At 72.3% G+C, this 13,034-nt stretch carries 17 protein-coding genes; 7 read left to right on the plus strand and 10 right to left on the minus strand.

Annotation, left to right across the window (positions count from 1 at the left end):
* The 4 genes from R2740_RS08180 to R2740_RS08195 are packed head-to-tail and all read left to right on the plus strand — an operon-like array spanning nucleotide 1 to nucleotide 3,065.
* Nucleotides 1–774: a 3-oxoacyl-ACP reductase gene (locus tag R2740_RS08180; protein WP_371302190.1), complete on the plus strand. Its 774-nt coding sequence runs from the start codon at nucleotides 1–3 to the stop codon at nucleotides 772–774.
* Nucleotides 771–1,508 (plus strand): gamma-glutamyl-gamma-aminobutyrate hydrolase family protein, encoded by a 738-nt coding sequence (locus R2740_RS08185; RefSeq protein WP_371302191.1) that lies wholly within the window; start codon nucleotides 771–773, stop codon nucleotides 1,506–1,508. The genes R2740_RS08180 and R2740_RS08185 overlap by 4 nt, the downstream gene beginning before the upstream one ends.
* A gap of 31 nt (nucleotides 1,509–1,539) precedes the next feature.
* Nucleotides 1,540–2,502: an alpha/beta hydrolase gene (locus R2740_RS08190; RefSeq protein WP_371302192.1), complete on the plus strand. Its 963-nt coding sequence runs from the start codon at nucleotides 1,540–1,542 to the stop codon at nucleotides 2,500–2,502.
* Entirely contained in the window at nucleotides 2,499–3,065 is a 567-nt protein-coding gene (locus tag R2740_RS08195; RefSeq protein WP_371302193.1) for an RDD family protein, read from the plus strand. The genes R2740_RS08190 and R2740_RS08195 overlap by 4 nt, the downstream gene beginning before the upstream one ends.
* 18 nt (nucleotides 3,066–3,083) lie before the next feature.
* On the opposite strand, the gene R2740_RS08200 is transcribed toward R2740_RS08195, so the two are convergent.
* From R2740_RS08200 to R2740_RS08220, 5 genes are read right to left on the minus strand one after another with little or no spacing between them, the layout of a single operon-like run.
* Complete coding sequence (locus tag R2740_RS08200) at nucleotides 3,084–3,848, minus strand: sulfite exporter TauE/SafE family protein (protein WP_371302194.1); 765 nt, start codon at nucleotides 3,846–3,848, stop codon at nucleotides 3,084–3,086.
* Nucleotides 3,849–3,879: 31 nt separating this feature from the next.
* Nucleotides 3,880–5,094 carry an SPFH domain-containing protein gene (locus R2740_RS08205; RefSeq protein ID WP_371302195.1) on the minus strand — a complete coding sequence of 405 codons (1,215 nt, stop codon included), beginning with the start codon at nucleotides 5,092–5,094 and terminating at the stop codon, nucleotides 3,880–3,882.
* A gap of 48 nt (nucleotides 5,095–5,142) precedes the next feature.
* Entirely contained in the window at nucleotides 5,143–5,604 is a 462-nt protein-coding gene (locus R2740_RS08210) for an NfeD family protein (protein WP_371302196.1), read from the minus strand.
* Nucleotides 5,605–5,613: 9 nt separating this feature from the next.
* The gene (locus tag R2740_RS08215) at nucleotides 5,614–6,435 is read right to left on the minus strand and encodes an ABC transporter ATP-binding protein (protein ID WP_371302197.1); all 822 of its coding nucleotides are present in this window, start codon (nucleotides 6,433–6,435) and stop codon (nucleotides 5,614–5,616) included.
* A gap of 57 nt (nucleotides 6,436–6,492) precedes the next feature.
* Nucleotides 6,493–6,627, minus strand: coding sequence for a hypothetical protein (locus R2740_RS08220; RefSeq protein WP_371302198.1), 135 nt, complete (start codon nucleotides 6,625–6,627; stop codon nucleotides 6,493–6,495).
* Between the two features lie 138 nt (nucleotides 6,628–6,765).
* Here R2740_RS08220 and serB point away from each other — a divergent pair, with 138 nt between their 5' ends.
* Entirely contained in the window at nucleotides 6,766–7,992 is a 1,227-nt protein-coding gene (serB, locus tag R2740_RS08225; protein WP_371302199.1) for a phosphoserine phosphatase SerB, read from the plus strand.
* Between the two features lie 27 nt (nucleotides 7,993–8,019).
* Here the strand turns inward: serB and R2740_RS08230 are convergent, their stop codons facing one another.
* Genes R2740_RS08230 through R2740_RS08245 form a run of 4 tightly spaced genes read right to left on the minus strand, consistent with a single transcriptional unit; the run spans nucleotide 8,020 to nucleotide 10,406 of the window.
* Nucleotides 8,020–8,538 carry a histidine phosphatase family protein gene (locus R2740_RS08230; protein ID WP_371302200.1) on the minus strand — a complete coding sequence of 173 codons (519 nt, stop codon included), beginning with the start codon at nucleotides 8,536–8,538 and terminating at the stop codon, nucleotides 8,020–8,022.
* A gap of 59 nt (nucleotides 8,539–8,597) precedes the next feature.
* The gene (gene fabI / locus R2740_RS08235; protein ID WP_371302201.1) at nucleotides 8,598–9,368 is read right to left on the minus strand and encodes an enoyl-ACP reductase FabI; all 771 of its coding nucleotides are present in this window, start codon (nucleotides 9,366–9,368) and stop codon (nucleotides 8,598–8,600) included.
* Between the two features lie 50 nt (nucleotides 9,369–9,418).
* Nucleotides 9,419–10,150, minus strand: coding sequence for a beta-ketoacyl-ACP reductase (locus tag R2740_RS08240; RefSeq protein ID WP_371302202.1), 732 nt, complete (start codon nucleotides 10,148–10,150; stop codon nucleotides 9,419–9,421).
* Between the two features lie 43 nt (nucleotides 10,151–10,193).
* A complete protein-coding gene (locus R2740_RS08245; RefSeq protein WP_371302203.1) occupies nucleotides 10,194–10,406 on the minus strand; it encodes a dodecin in 213 nt (70 codons plus the stop codon).
* A 62-nt stretch (nucleotides 10,407–10,468) separates the two neighbouring features.
* Between R2740_RS08245 and R2740_RS08250 the strand changes: the two genes are divergently transcribed.
* Nucleotides 10,469–10,780, plus strand: coding sequence for a DUF3099 domain-containing protein (locus tag R2740_RS08250; protein WP_371302204.1), 312 nt, complete (start codon nucleotides 10,469–10,471; stop codon nucleotides 10,778–10,780).
* A gap of 136 nt (nucleotides 10,781–10,916) precedes the next feature.
* On the opposite strand, the gene moaA is transcribed toward R2740_RS08250, so the two are convergent.
* Nucleotides 10,917–11,909, minus strand: coding sequence for a GTP 3',8-cyclase MoaA (gene moaA, locus R2740_RS08255; RefSeq protein ID WP_371302319.1), 993 nt, complete (start codon nucleotides 11,907–11,909; stop codon nucleotides 10,917–10,919).
* A 52-nt stretch (nucleotides 11,910–11,961) separates the two neighbouring features.
* Between moaA and R2740_RS08260 the strand changes: the two genes are divergently transcribed.
* On the plus strand, nucleotides 11,962–12,939 hold the full coding sequence (locus tag R2740_RS08260) for an SURF1 family protein (RefSeq protein WP_371302205.1): 978 nt from the start codon (nucleotides 11,962–11,964) through the stop codon (nucleotides 12,937–12,939).
* Nucleotides 12,940–13,034 lie beyond the last annotated feature (95 nt).

The following is a 13,034-nucleotide window of genomic DNA, read 5'->3' on the forward strand; positions in this document are numbered from 1 at the left end:
ATGGCTGGTCGTCTCGACGGCAAGGTCGCCGTCATCACCGGGGCCTGCTCCGGCATCGGTCTGGCCACCGTCCGCCGCTTCGTCGAGGAGGGCGCCCGCGTGGTGCTGGGTGACATCGACGACGCTCGCGGGGCGGAGATCGTGGCGGAGCTCGGTGACCGGACGACGTACTGTCACGTCGACGTGACCTCGCCCGACGAGGTCGACACCCTCTTCCGGACAGCCAAGGACGTCTACGGGTCGGTCGACATCGCCTTCAACAACGCCGGCATCTCCCCACCGCAGGACGACTCGATCCTCGACACCGACCTGGAGGCCTGGCGGATGGTGCAGGAGGTCAACCTGACCTCGGTCTATCTCTGCTGCAAGGCGGCCCTGCCCTACATGCTCGAGCAGGGGTCGGGATCGATCATCAACACCGCCTCGTTCGTGGCGGTGATGGGCGCCGCGACGTCGCAGATCTCCTACTCCGCCTCCAAGGGCGGGGTGCTCTCGATGAGCCGCGAGCTCGGCGTGCAGTTCGCCCGGCAGGGCGTCCGGGTCAATGCCCTGTGCCCCGGGCCGGTCAACACACCGTTGCTCCAGGAGCTGTTCGCCAAGGACGCCGAGCGGGCTGCCCGACGGCTGGTGCACGTGCCGATGGGCCGCTTCGGGGAGCCCGACGAGATGGCCAACGCGGTGCTCTTCCTGGCCTCCGACGAGTCCAGCTTCATGACCGCCAGCACCTTCCTGGTCGACGGCGGCATCTCCGGCGCCTACGTCACCCCGCTGTGAGCGCTCCCCCGTTCTCGTCGCCGTCCGCGCCGCCGGTCATCGGGCTGACCACCTACCGCGAGGAGGCCACCTGGGGCGTCTGGTCGCAACGCGCCGACCTGCTCCACCACGAGTACGCCGACTCCGTGGTGGCCGCCGGCGGCGTGCCCGTCCTGCTGCCTCCGGCGACGAGCTCCGCCGACCACGCCCGAGCCGTGGTCGCCCGTCTCGACGGGCTGGTGGTCTCGGGCGGCGCCGACGTCGACCCCGCCCGCTACGACCAGCCGGCCCACGAGCGGACCACCGGCTGGCGCCCGGACCGCGACGCCTGGGAGGCCGCACTGCTGGGCGCGGCCGACGAGTGCGGCCTGCCGGTGCTCGGCATCTGTCGCGGCATGCAGCTGATGGCGGTGGAGGCCGGTGGGGCCCTGGACCAGCACACCCCCGACCTCGTCGGGCACACCGGCCACAGCCCCGCCCCCGGGGTCTTCGGCGACACGGTCGTCCACGTCGACGGCGGCTCGCGGGTCGCCGCGATGCTGGGCGACCGGGTCTCGGTGCCGTGCCACCACCACCAGTCCGTCGGCGACCACCCCGGCTTCACGGCGGTGGCCCGGGCCGCCGACGGGACCGTCGAGGCCATGGAGGCACCGGGCGACCGCTTCTGCGTCGCGGTCCAGTGGCACCCCGAGAAGAGCGTCGAGCTGGCCCTGTTCCACGGGCTCGTCGCGGCCGCCACCCAGCGCGCCCGCTGACCGCTCACCGGTGGCTGCGACAATCGTTCCCGTGGAGGAGACCGACGTCCTGGGGCCGCCGTACACCGTCGAGACGTTCGTGCTCCGGCCCGACGACGAGGGCGCCGTCGAGGCCAACCTGGTCCGGCTGCGGGCCACCGAGCCGACCGGTGGGGCGGTGCTCTACGTCCACGGCTTCTGTGACTACTTCTTCCAGACCGAGTTCGCGCAGTGGTGGGCCGACCGCGGCTGGGACTTCTACGCGCTCGACCTGCGCAAGTACGGCCGCTCCCTGCGCGACCACCAGACACCCGGCTACATCGAGGACGTCTCGGCCTACTTCGAGGAGCTCGACCTCGCCTGGGAGGCCATCACCGCCCGCGACGGACACGACCGGGTGATGCTCAGCGCCCACTCGACCGGCGGCCTGATCGGCTCGCTGTGGGCCGACGACCGCGACCTCCCGCTGGCCGGCACCGTGCTCAACTCGCCGTGGGTCGACATGCACGGCCCGTTCTGGCTGCGGCTGGGCAGCAACGTGGTCCGGCAGCTCGGTGGCTACCAGCCGCGCCGGGAGATCCCACGCAGCGTCAACCCGTGGTACGGCCACGCGCTGCACCGGTCCTTCGAGGGCGAGTGGGACTACGACCTCGACTGGAAGCCCCTGGAGTCCTGGCCGATCTATGTCGGCTGGCTGCGGGCCATCCGGAGGGCGCACGGCCGGCTGCACCGGGGCCTGTCGCTCTCGGGCCCGGTGCTGGTGCTGACCTCGGGACGCACCGGAAGGCCCAAGGCCATGGACGACGAGGTGTGGACCACCGATATCGTCCTCGACGTGAACCAGATGCGTCGGTGGGCGACGCAGGTCGGAGCGCACGTCACGGTGGTCTCGGTGGAGGGAGCGATCCACGATGTGGTGCTCTCCCGCCCCGAGCCCCGGGCGCGCGTCTACGACGAGCTGGACCGATGGCTCTCGGCGTACGTCGAGCAGGCCACTGTGAAGGAGCGAGCATGAGCGAACAACCACCCAGCGACTACGGACAGGCACCGCCTCCGCCGCCTCCCCCGGCCCCGGGCGTGCCCCGACCCGGTGAGCTTCTCGACCGGTTCCTCGCCCGGCTGATCGACGGCGTGCTCTTGGCTGTCGTCAACGGCATCATCGTCAGCGCACTGATCGTCGGCGTGCTGATGGGCACCAGCGTCGGGTTCGGTGGCTACGGCACCGGGGCGTCCTACGCCGCGGGCCTGGTCTCCGCCGTGCTCACCACCGTGATCTACCTCGGCTACTTCGGCTACATGGAGTCGAGCCGGGGCCAGACCGTGGGCAAGATGCTGATGAAGCTCAAGACGACGGGTCCGGACGGCCAGAACCCGACGATGGAGCAGGCGATCCGCCGCAACATCTTCATGGGCTTCGGGATCCTCGGGGTGATCCCGATCCTGGGTGGCCTGATCGGCGGCCTGGCGAGCCTGGTCGCCGTCATCATGATCGCCGTCGGCATCAACAACGACACCGTCAACCGGCAGGCGTGGCACGACCACTTCGCCGGCGAGACCCGGGTCTGGAAGGTCGGCTGACCCGCACCACTCCCGGGCTCATGTCGTGAGCAGCGCCAGGACGGCGACGGTGCCGACCACGACGATGACGCCGCGCAGGACCGGTTGAGGCAGGCGGCGCCCGATCCGGGCGCCGACCTGCCCGCCGACGACCGACCCGGCCGCGATCAGCCCGGCCACGGTCCAGTCGATCGGCTCGAGCAGGATGAAGACCGCGGCGGCCACCCCGTTGACGACCGTGGACAGCAGGTTCTTGGTGGCGTTGAGCCGGTTGAGCGAGTCGGCGACGCCGTTGCCGAGGACCGCCATTAGCAGCACGCCCTGGGCGGCCCCGAAGTAGCCGCCGTAGACGCCCGCCAGCAGCACCGACGGCGCCACCCACCACGCGCCGGTGGGCGGCAGCCCTCCCACCGCCTCGTGGCGTCGGGCCACCCAGGCGGAGAGCCGGGGCTGGACGACCACCAGCACCACGCCGAGGACGATCAGGGCCGGCACGATGGCCGCGAAGGCCGACGCCGGCAGCACCAGCAACAGCACCGCGCCCAGCGCCCCGCCGACCAGCGAGGCCGGCGCCAACGCCCGCACCAGGCGTCGCTGGCCGGCCAGCTCCCGTCGGCCCGCGAGGGTGCCGGACAGGGCTCCCGGCACCAGACCCACGTTGTTGGAGACGTTGGCCGTGACGGGCGGGATGCCGAACGCGAGCAGCGTCGGGAAGGTGATCAGGGTCCCGGAGCCGACCACGGTGTTGATCGTCCCGGCACCGACACCGGCCAGCAGGATCGCGGCCGCCTCGACGACGGACACCGGGTCAGCAGGTCGGGCTCAGGGCGGGCGGTCAGCCGGCGGGCGGCTGCGGAGGCTGCCCGGAGGAGTCGGCGGGACCGTCGGGGAAGGGACCGCTCAGCGGGTCCCCGGTCGGCCAGGCCGTGTCGGGTGCCGGCGGCGCCTGCGGAGTGTCCGGAGCCGGCGTACGAGAGGCGCCGGGGTTGGCCGCACTCTGGGCCTCCGCGATCGCCGCCGCCACGTCGGCGTGGGTGCTGCTCAGCTCGGCGTCGTCCGACGACGTGCCCTGCGGCAGCTGCGGCTCGCTCGGGCCCATGTCGACCCGGACGCGGGGGCCGCCGCTCTCCTGCGGGATCCCCTGCATCCTGGTGAGGGTCGAGCCGAGGCCCTCCATCGCCTTGCCGATCTCCGACGGCACGATCCACACCTTGTTGGCGTCACCCTCGGCGATCCGCGGCAGCATCTGGAGGTACTGGTAGGCCAGCAGCGACTGGTCGGGCTGCCCGTCGTGGATGGCCTGGAACACCGTCTGGATCGCCTGTCCCTCACCCTGGGCGCGCAGGATCGCCGCCTCGCGGTCGGCCTGGGCACGCAGGATCTGCGACTCACGCTCACCTTCGGCGTTGAGGATGGAGGACTGCTTGTTGCCCTCCGCGGTCAGGATCGCCGACTGGCGCTGGCCCTCCGCCGACAGGATCAGCGCCCGCTTGTCGCGGTCGGCGCGCATCTGCTTCTCCATCGCGTCCTTGATGGACGGCGGCGGGTCGATGCCCTTGATCTCCACCCGGTTGACGCGGATGCCCCACTTGCCGGTCGCCTCGTCGAGGACGCCACGCAGCCCGCTGTTGATCTCCTCGCGGCTGGTCAGCGTCTGCTCGAGGTCCATGCCACCCACGATGTTGCGGAGCGTGGTCATGGTCAGCTGCTCCACGGCCTGGATGTAGTTGGCGATCTCGTAGGTCGCCGCCACGGGGTCGGTCACCTGGAAGTAGATGACCGTGTCGATCGAGACCACCAGGTTGTCCTCGGTGATCACCGGCTGCGGCGGGAAGCTGACGACCTGCTCACGCAGGTCGATGAGGTAGCGCACCCGGTCGATGAACGGCACCACGATGTTGAGGCCGGCGGGCAGCGTCTGCTTGTACTTCCCGAACCGCTCGACGATCCCTGCGCGCGCCTGCGGGACGATGCGCACGGTGCGGCCGAGCAGCACGATCACGAACAGGACGATCAGAGCGAGGATGATCAGGCCGGCGAGCTGCGGCATGACAGAGGCTCCTTCCAGGGGCCGGGGGTGAGCGGCTTCGGGTCGACTCTAGGGCTCGAGCGCGGCGACCGGGTGGACGTAGGCCGTGGCGCCGCGGATCTCCAGCACCTCGACGGTCGAGCCGGGCTCGATGGTCAGCCGCTCGTCGTAGGGCACCGCGCTCCACACCTCACCGGACAGCTTGATCCGGCCGGGTGCCATCGAGCTGACGGTCTCGGTGACCAGCCCCTGCTGACCGACCAGCTTGACGTGGCCCACCTTGAGGTCGGGACCCCCGTGCAGCCGGCGCACGATCGACGGGCGGACCAGCGCCAGGGCGGCGACCGACGCACCGGAGGCGACCAGCACCTGCGCCACCACGGGCAGGCCCACCAGGGCAGCGACCATGCCGGCCAGCGCCCCGAGCGCGAGCATCAGCAGGATCAGGTCGAAGCCGATGATCTCGGCGACCCCGAGCAGGATCGACGCGCCCAGCCATGCCTCCCACGTGTGGTCGCGCAGCCAGTCCATGCCGCCAGCCTAGCCCGCGGGGGCGGCCCCGGCGCCGGCACGGTGCCGCACCTCCCGACGGGCCGCCCACCGCCCGTCGGCCCGGGTGAGGAGCAGCGGCATGCCGAAGGTCGCCGAGAGGTTCTCGGCCGTGAGCACGTGGTCGAGGAGCCCGGCGGCCACCACCCTCCCCTCACGGAGCAGCAACGCATGACTGAACCCCGGCGGGATCTCCTCGACGTGGTGGGAGACCAGGACGGTGGCGGGCGCATCGGGGTCGAGAGCGAGCCGGGACAGCGTCGAGACGAGGTCCTCGCGGCCACCCAGGTCGAGGCCGGCCGCGGGCTCGTCGAGCAGCAGCAGCTCGGGGTCGGTCATCAGCGCCCGAGCGATCTGGACCCGCTTGCGCTCCCCTTCGCTGAGCGTGCCGAACGTGCGGTCCGCGAGGCCGGCCACGCCCAGCTCCACGAGCAGCTCCTGCGCCCGGTCGTGGTCGAGCTGGTGGTACTCCTCGGTCCAGCGCCCGACGACGGCGTACGACGCCGACACGACGACGTCGCGGACCTTCTCCTGGCGCGGCAGCCGGTCGGCGAGCGCCGCGCTGGTGACGCCGATGCGCGGCCGGAGGTCGAAGACGTCGACCGTGCCGAGCACCTCGTCGAGGACCGCGGCCAGACCCGCGGAGGGGTGCAGCTGTGCCGCCGCGACCTGCAGCAGCGTGGTCTTGCCGGCGCCGTTGGGGCCGAGCACCACCCAGCGTTCGTCCTCCTCGACGGTCCAGGTGACGGCGTCGAGCAAGGTCGCCTCGCCCCGCCGGACGGTGACGTCGGCGAACTCGAGGACGGGCGGCATGGAGTCACCCTATCGAGCCCCGGGCGGGTCCCGAGGGGGGCGCGGGGCGACGCGCTGTCAGCGCTTGGCGACGACGCCGACGCCGAAGCCGTTGCCCTCGGCGTTGGCCGAGAGGGGCGACGCGAACAGCGCCGCGAAGGCGAGCATGCCAGCGATCGCGACGAGCACTACACGTGCCTGCTGAGGAGCCATGTCACCAGCATCGTTCGGCGGCCGCGCGCCCGTGGCCGAACGCGGATTTCTTTACCTTGCGACCGCGACGGGCGCGCCGGCGACCGTCCTGCGGGCGGCGTCACGCCGCGGAGGCCGGCCGGGATAGCCTCGGTGGGGATGAACGCCGCCGGACCCCCCGCCGACACCAGCACGCTGTTGCTCACCCTCTCCGGTCAGGACCGGCCCGGCGTGACCTCGGCCGTCTTCGACACCCTCGCCCGCGCCGGGGTCCAGGTGCTCGACATCGAGCAGATCGTGCTCCGCGGCCGGCTGATCCTCGGCGTCCTGGTCACCGCTCCCCGCGAGTGGAAGCGGCTGCGCGACGCGGTGTCGTCCACCGCCGAGGCACTCGGCATGCACGTCGAGATCGAGCGCGGCACCGGCGACAACCGGTCCCGCCGGGCGGGCCGGGCGCACGTCACCGTGATCGGTGCCCCGCTCAAGGCGTCGGCGTTCTCGGCGGTGGCGGGCCGGATCGCGGACAGCGGGGCCAACATCGACCGGATCGAGCGGATGGCTCGCTACCCGGTCACCGCGATCGACCTGCACGTCTCGGGGGCCGAGCCCGAGCGCCTCCGCGAGCTGCTGGCCGCCGAGGCCGCACGCCAGGGCGTCGACATCGCCGTCCAGCCGGCCGGACTGCTGCGCCGCGGGCTGCGGCTGATCGTGATGGACGTCGACTCGACCCTGATCCAGGGTGAGGTGATCGAGATGCTCGCGGCCGAGGCGGGCCGGGAGCAGGAGGTCGCCGAGGTCACCTCGCGGGCGATGCGTGGCGAGGTCGACTTCGAGGAGTCCCTGCACCAGCGGGTCGCGGCCCTGGAGGGGCTCGACGCCGACGCGCTGGACCGGGTCTACGACGCCATCGTGCTCACCCCGGGCGCCCGCACGCTGGTCCGCACGCTGCGGCGGCTGGGCTACCGGTTCGCGCTGGTGTCCGGCGGCTTCAGCCAGATCACCGAGCGCCTGGCCACCGACCTGGGCATCCACTACTCCCGCGCCAACGAGCTCGAGATCGTCGACGGCCGGCTCACCGGTCGCATCGTCGGCGAGGTGGTCGACCGGGCCGGCAAGGCCGCGGCCCTGCGTGAGTTCGCCACGAAGGTGGGAGTGGGACCCGAGGCGGTGGTCGCCATCGGCGACGGCGCCAACGATCTCGACATGCTCAACGCCGCCGGTCTCGGCATCGCCTACAACGCCAAGCCGGTGGTGCAGGACGCCGCCGACACCGCCGTCAACGTGCCCTACCTCGACACGATCCTCTATCTGCTCGGCATCACGCGCGAGGAGATCGAGGCGGCCGACGCGGCGGCGGGCTACACCACGCCCGCTCCCCCCGTCTGACGCACGGTCCGACGTCGGTCCCTCCGCTCAGCGCGGCCCGCTGCGGTACGCCGTCAGCCGGGCGCCGCCGTAGTCGAGCTCGGCCCAGCCGACACCCACGTCGAAGACCGCCACCGACGAGGGCGAGAAGCCACCGGCCATCGCCACCAGGGCCATCGGGTCGCCCTCCCCGTCGTCGAGCAGGTGCGCCAGCGTGGCGATGGTGGGGTTGTGGCCCACCACCACCAGAGACGCGACCCCCGGCTCGGCCAGCCGCACCAGGTCGAGCGCGGTCTGCTCGTCGGCGAGGTAGAGCCCCCGGTCGAGCCGCGGCTCCAGGCCCCAGCCTGCCCCCGCGGCGACCGCCACGAAGGTGTGCGCGGCGCGCACCGCCGCCGACACCAGGGCGGCCTGCGGGGTGATGCCGAGGTCCGCCAGCCACCGGCCGGTCTCGCGGGCGTCCGCGGTCCCCGACTCGGCCAGCGGACGGTCGAAGTCCGTGGTGTCGGCATAGCCGGCGCGCGCATGGCGCATCAGCACCAGTCGACGTGGCGAGGGCTCGGTCACGGGGCTCACTGTCTCATCCCCGGGAGACCGGTGTCAGCGCCCCGAACGGGTCATTCCGGTCAGGCGCCCATGGCGTGGAACCCGCCGTCCACGTGCACGATCTCGCCGGTCGTCGCCGGGAAGAAGTCGGAGAGCAGCGCCACCACGGCCTGGGCCGTCGGCGTCTGGTCGCTCTCGTCCCAACCCAGCGGGGACCGGGTCGACCACATCGTCTCCAGCTCCTCGAAGCCCGGGATCGCCTTGGCGGCCAACGTCTTCAGCGGCCCCGCCGACACCAGGTTGACCCGGATCCCGTCGGGCCCGAGGTCTCGGGCCAGATAGCGCGCGCACGACTCGAGCCCGGCCTTCGCCACCCCCATCCAGTCGTACGCCGGCCACGCGACCGTCGCGTCGAAGGTGAGGCCCACGACCGAGCTGCCGCGGGAGAGCAACGGCCGGCAGGCCACGGCGAGCGACGTCAGCGAGTAAGCCGACACCTGCACCGCCTGCGCGACGTCCTCCCAGGGGCCGTCGAGGAACTTCCCGCCGAGCAGCGTCTCGGGGTTGCCGTAGGCGATGGAGTGGACGACGCCGTCGAGCCCGTCGACGTGCTCGCGCACCAGGTCGGGCAGCCGCTCGAGGTGCTCGGGGTCGGTGACGTCGAGCTCGAGCACCGGCGGCTCCTCGGGCAGCCGCTTGGCGATCCGCTTGGTGATGTTGAGCGCGCGCCCGAAGTTGGAGATGAGCACCGTGGCGCCCTGCTCCTGGGCGACCCGCGCGGTCGCGAAGCCGATCGAGGAGTCCATGGTGACGCCCGCCACCAGGATCCGCTTGCCGTCGAGGATGCCCATCCGTGCGCTCCGTTTCGTGTGCTGGGTGGTCGTCGTACCGAGGTTCGGGGTCAGTGACCCATGCCGAGGCCGCCGTCGACCGGGATGACGGCTCCGGTGACATAGGCCGCGCCGGGCGAGGCGAGCCAGGTGACCGCACCGGCGATCTCGTCGGGGCTGGCGTAGCGGCCCAGCGGCACCTGCTGCTTGATGGTGGCCTTCTGGTCGTCGGTGAGGACCCCCGTCATGTCGGTCTCCACGAAGCCCGGGGCCACGACGTTGGCGGTGATCGACCGGGAACCGAGCTCACGGGCCATCGACCTGGCCATGCCGACCAGCCCGGCCTTCGAGGCGGCGTAGTTGACCTGGCCGGCCGAGCCGAGCAGGCCGACCACCGAGGAGATGAACACGATCCGTCCGCGGCGCAGCCGGAGCATCCCCTTGGCCGCTCGCCGGGCCACCCGGAAGGCCCCGGTGAGGTTGGTGTCGACCACCGACTGCCAGTCGTCGTCGGACATCCGCAGCAGCAGGGTGTCCTTGGTGATGCCGGCGTTGGCGACCAGCACCTCGACGGGACCGTGGGCCTCCTCGACGGCGGCGAACGCCGCGTCGATCGAGTCCTGGTCGGTCATGTCGCAGCGCACGTCGAGCGCGCCCTCGGGCGCACCGCCGTTGCGGGTGGTCACGGCCACCCGGTCGCCCTGGGCGAGGAACGCCTCGGCGATGGCACGGCCGATACCGCGGTTGCCGCCGGTGACCAGCACCGACCTGCCCTGCTCCGTCCCGCTGTTCTCGTCGCTCACGAGGCTCGACGCTATCGACTACCGGGCGGTAGGCGAAAGCGACTCACTCGTCTTCGAGACGGAAGCCGACCTTGATGCCGACCTGGAAGTGCTCGACCTCGCCGTCCTTGACCTGGCCGCGGATCTGGGTGACCTCGAACCAGTCGAGGTGGCGCAGCGTCTTGCCGGCGCGGTCCAGGCCGTTGCGGATGGCCTGGTCGACGCCGTCGGGGCTGGTGCCGACGATCTCGGTGACGCGGTAGGTGCGGTTGGACATCGGGTCTCCCGGGCGCTGTGGTCGAGGGTGGGCCTTGATGCTAGCGACGTACGATGGCCGACATGCCCTCCCGCCGCGGTGACGACGCTGTGCGGATCACCACGGCCGCCCGGAGTGCGGCTGCCGACACGGCCGCCCGCCAGCGTCGCTACCTGCTGTCCATGGGCGTGCGCACCCTGTGCGTGATCGGCGCCGTCGTCATCGGCCCGGGCTGGCTGCGCTGGGTGCTGGTCGCGGGTGCCGTGGTCATCCCCCAGCTCGCCGTGGTGGCCGCCAACGCCGTCGACCGGCGCTCGGAGGCCCACGAGCTGCTGGGTCCGAACCCGGTGGGCCGTCAGCTCCCGGGCGCGCCGGACCAGGACCGATTGTCCTGACCGCGAGGTCGTGCAACAATCAACTGTGTGAGCCCGGTCTCCCCCGTCTGGGTTCGCAAGAGGTGCCGGACGGCTCCCCCCGTGGCTGTCCGGCACCTTTCTTCGTGCTGGTGATGGACCGCCGGCAGCTGGCCGGTCAGCCGCCGATCGCCGACATCGGCCGGTCGGGCTGCAGGAACGTCGGGTCGTCGATGCCGTGGCCGGGGCGCTTGCCGAGCATCGCGACCACCCAGCGGTCCGCGATCTCCTCGTCGCTGGCCCCCTCGCGCAGCGGCGTGCGCAGGTCGGACTCCTCGCGGGCGAACAGGCAGTTGCGCACCTGACCGTCGGCGGTCAGCCGCACCCGGTCGCAGTCACCGCAGAAGGGGCGGGTCACCGAGGCGATCACCCCGACCGTGGCCGGGCCGCCGTCGACGAGGAACAGCTCCGCGGGGGCGCTGCCGCGCGGCTCGCGGGCCGGCTCGAGGGTGAACTCCCGCTGGAGCGCGCCGAGGATCTCCTCGGCGACGATCATCTCGGTGCGACGCCAGTGGTGCTGGGCGTCGAGCGGCATCTGCTCGATGAAACGGAGGTCATATCCCTCGGAGATCGCCCAGCGCAGCAGCTCGGGGCCCTGGTCGTCGTTGAGGCCCCGCAACAGCACCGCGTTGACCTTCACCGGCCCCAGACCGGCCTCGCGCGCCGCGGCCAGCCCGGCCAGCACGTCGTGTACCCGGTCGCGGCGGGTGATCTCGGCGAACGTCTCGGGCCTGATGCTGTCGAGGCTCACGTTGACGCGGTCGAGGCCGGCGACCTTGAGCGCGTCGGCCGTGCGGGCCAGGCCCAGAGCGTTCGTCGTCAGCGAGATCTCCAGGTCGGGACCCACCTCGCGGGTGCGCGCCACGATGTCGACCAGGCCACGGCGCACCAGGGGCTCCCCACCGGTGAACCGCACCTCGCGGATGCCGAGCAGCCGGACGCCGATGTCGATGAGCCGGACCACCTCGTCGTCGGTGAGCACCGTCTCGTCGGGCAGCCAGTCGAGGCCCTCCGCAGGCATGCAGTAGGAGCAACGCAGGTTGCACCGGTCGGTCAGGGACACCCGGAGGTCGGTCGCGATCCGGCCGTAGCGGTCAGCGAGCTCACGCATCGTCACCCGGCCGAGTCTAGGCGGTCGCCCCCACCGGGCTAGCCTCGACGCCGTGCGATCCCTGGCGTTCCTGCTCACCCGCCGGTGGATCCTGCTCGCCCTGGCGGTCGTCGTGCTCTCCACGCTGGCCTGGCAGCTGGGCGACTGGCAGTTCCGCCGCCTCGAGGACCGCAAGGAGCGCAACGCCACCACGCTGCGCAACGAGGACGCCGCACCGGTGCCCGTGACCGACGTGCTCGCACCCGGCCGAGCCGTGTCCCCCGCGGATGAGTGGCGCCTGGTCACCGCCGTCGGCGAGTACGACACCGACGACACGGTCATCGTCCGCTACCGCACCCGCAAGGGCGAGTCCGGCGTCGACGTGGTGGTCCCCCTCGTCCTGTCCGACGGTACGGCGGTCCTGGTCGACCGTGGCTGGCTGCTGAGCGACAACGTGGCCACCGCCACGCCGGAGGTCCCCGCGCCACCGGCCGGCCAGGTCACGGTGACCGGCTGGGTGCGCGCCGACGCCGAGGGTGACTCGACCCGGGTCACCGACCACAGCACCCGCGCGATCTCCAGCGAGGCGATCGGCGACGCCCTGGACCGACCGGTCCTCGGCGGGTTCCTGGACCTCAAGGCCGAGGACCCGGCGCCCGACACGCCGCTGCTCGGCGCCGAGCTCCCGACCTCGGCAACGGGCCACTTCTTCTACGGCCTGCAATGGTGGTTCTTCGCCCTGCTGGCCGTGGCCGGCTACGTCTACCTCGCCTACGACGAGTGGTGGCGCCGGCGTCACCCCGACGCCCGGCGGCCCACCGCCCGCGAGCGCCTCAGGCGGAGCCGCTCGCTCCTCCGTCGCGGGACCGCTGAGCTGCCCTGCCGCCGGCTGTCCGCGGTGCTCCTCCGCGAACTGGGTGCGATAGAGGTCGGCGTACAGCCCGCCGGCCGCGAGCAGCTCGGCGTAGCGTGCCGCGCTCGACGATCCGGCCGCCGTCGAGCACGAGGATCAGGTCGGCTCCTCGCACCGTCGAGAGCCGGTGGGCGATGACCAGGGACGTGCGCCCGGCCAGCGCGGCGTCGAGGGCTCCGCTGCACGGCCGCCTCGGACTCGCTGTCGAGGTGGGCGGTCGCCTCGTCGAGGAC

Source organism: Nocardioides sp., from assembly GCF_041393715.1.
In the GTDB taxonomy this organism is placed as follows: Bacteria; Actinomycetota; Actinomycetes; order Propionibacteriales; family Nocardioidaceae; genus Nocardioides.

What these genes read in the sequence shown, in the direction of transcription:
- fabI (WP_371302201.1), bottom strand. Translation starts at nt 9,368, where the DNA reads ATGGGCATCCTCGACGGCAAGCGGATCCTGGTGGCGGGCGTCACCATG.
- R2740_RS08215 (WP_371302197.1), bottom strand. Translation starts at nt 6,435, where the DNA reads ATGCCGCCCGTCCTCGAGTTCGCCGACGTCACCGTCCGGCGGGGCGAG.
- R2740_RS08245 (WP_371302203.1), bottom strand. Translation starts at nt 10,406, where the DNA reads ATGTCCAACCGCACCTACCGCGTCACCGAGATCGTCGGCACCAGCCCC.
- R2740_RS08195 (WP_371302193.1), top strand. Translation starts at nt 2,499, where the DNA reads ATGAGCGAACAACCACCCAGCGACTACGGACAGGCACCGCCTCCGCCG.
- R2740_RS08210 (WP_371302196.1), bottom strand. Translation starts at nt 5,604, where the DNA reads ATGGACTGGCTGCGCGACCACACGTGGGAGGCATGGCTGGGCGCGTCG.
- R2740_RS08180 (WP_371302190.1), top strand. Translation starts at nt 1, where the DNA reads ATGGCTGGTCGTCTCGACGGCAAGGTCGCCGTCATCACCGGGGCCTGC.
- R2740_RS08205 (WP_371302195.1), bottom strand. Translation starts at nt 5,094, where the DNA reads ATGCCGCAGCTCGCCGGCCTGATCATCCTCGCTCTGATCGTCCTGTTC.
- R2740_RS08250 (WP_371302204.1), top strand. Translation starts at nt 10,469, where the DNA reads ATGCCCTCCCGCCGCGGTGACGACGCTGTGCGGATCACCACGGCCGCC.
- serB (WP_371302199.1), top strand. Translation starts at nt 6,766, where the DNA reads ATGAACGCCGCCGGACCCCCCGCCGACACCAGCACGCTGTTGCTCACC.
- moaA (WP_371302319.1), bottom strand. Translation starts at nt 11,909, where the DNA reads ATGCGTGAGCTCGCTGACCGCTACGGCCGGATCGCGACCGACCTCCGG.
- R2740_RS08220 (WP_371302198.1), bottom strand. Translation starts at nt 6,627, where the DNA reads ATGGCTCCTCAGCAGGCACGTGTAGTGCTCGTCGCGATCGCTGGCATG.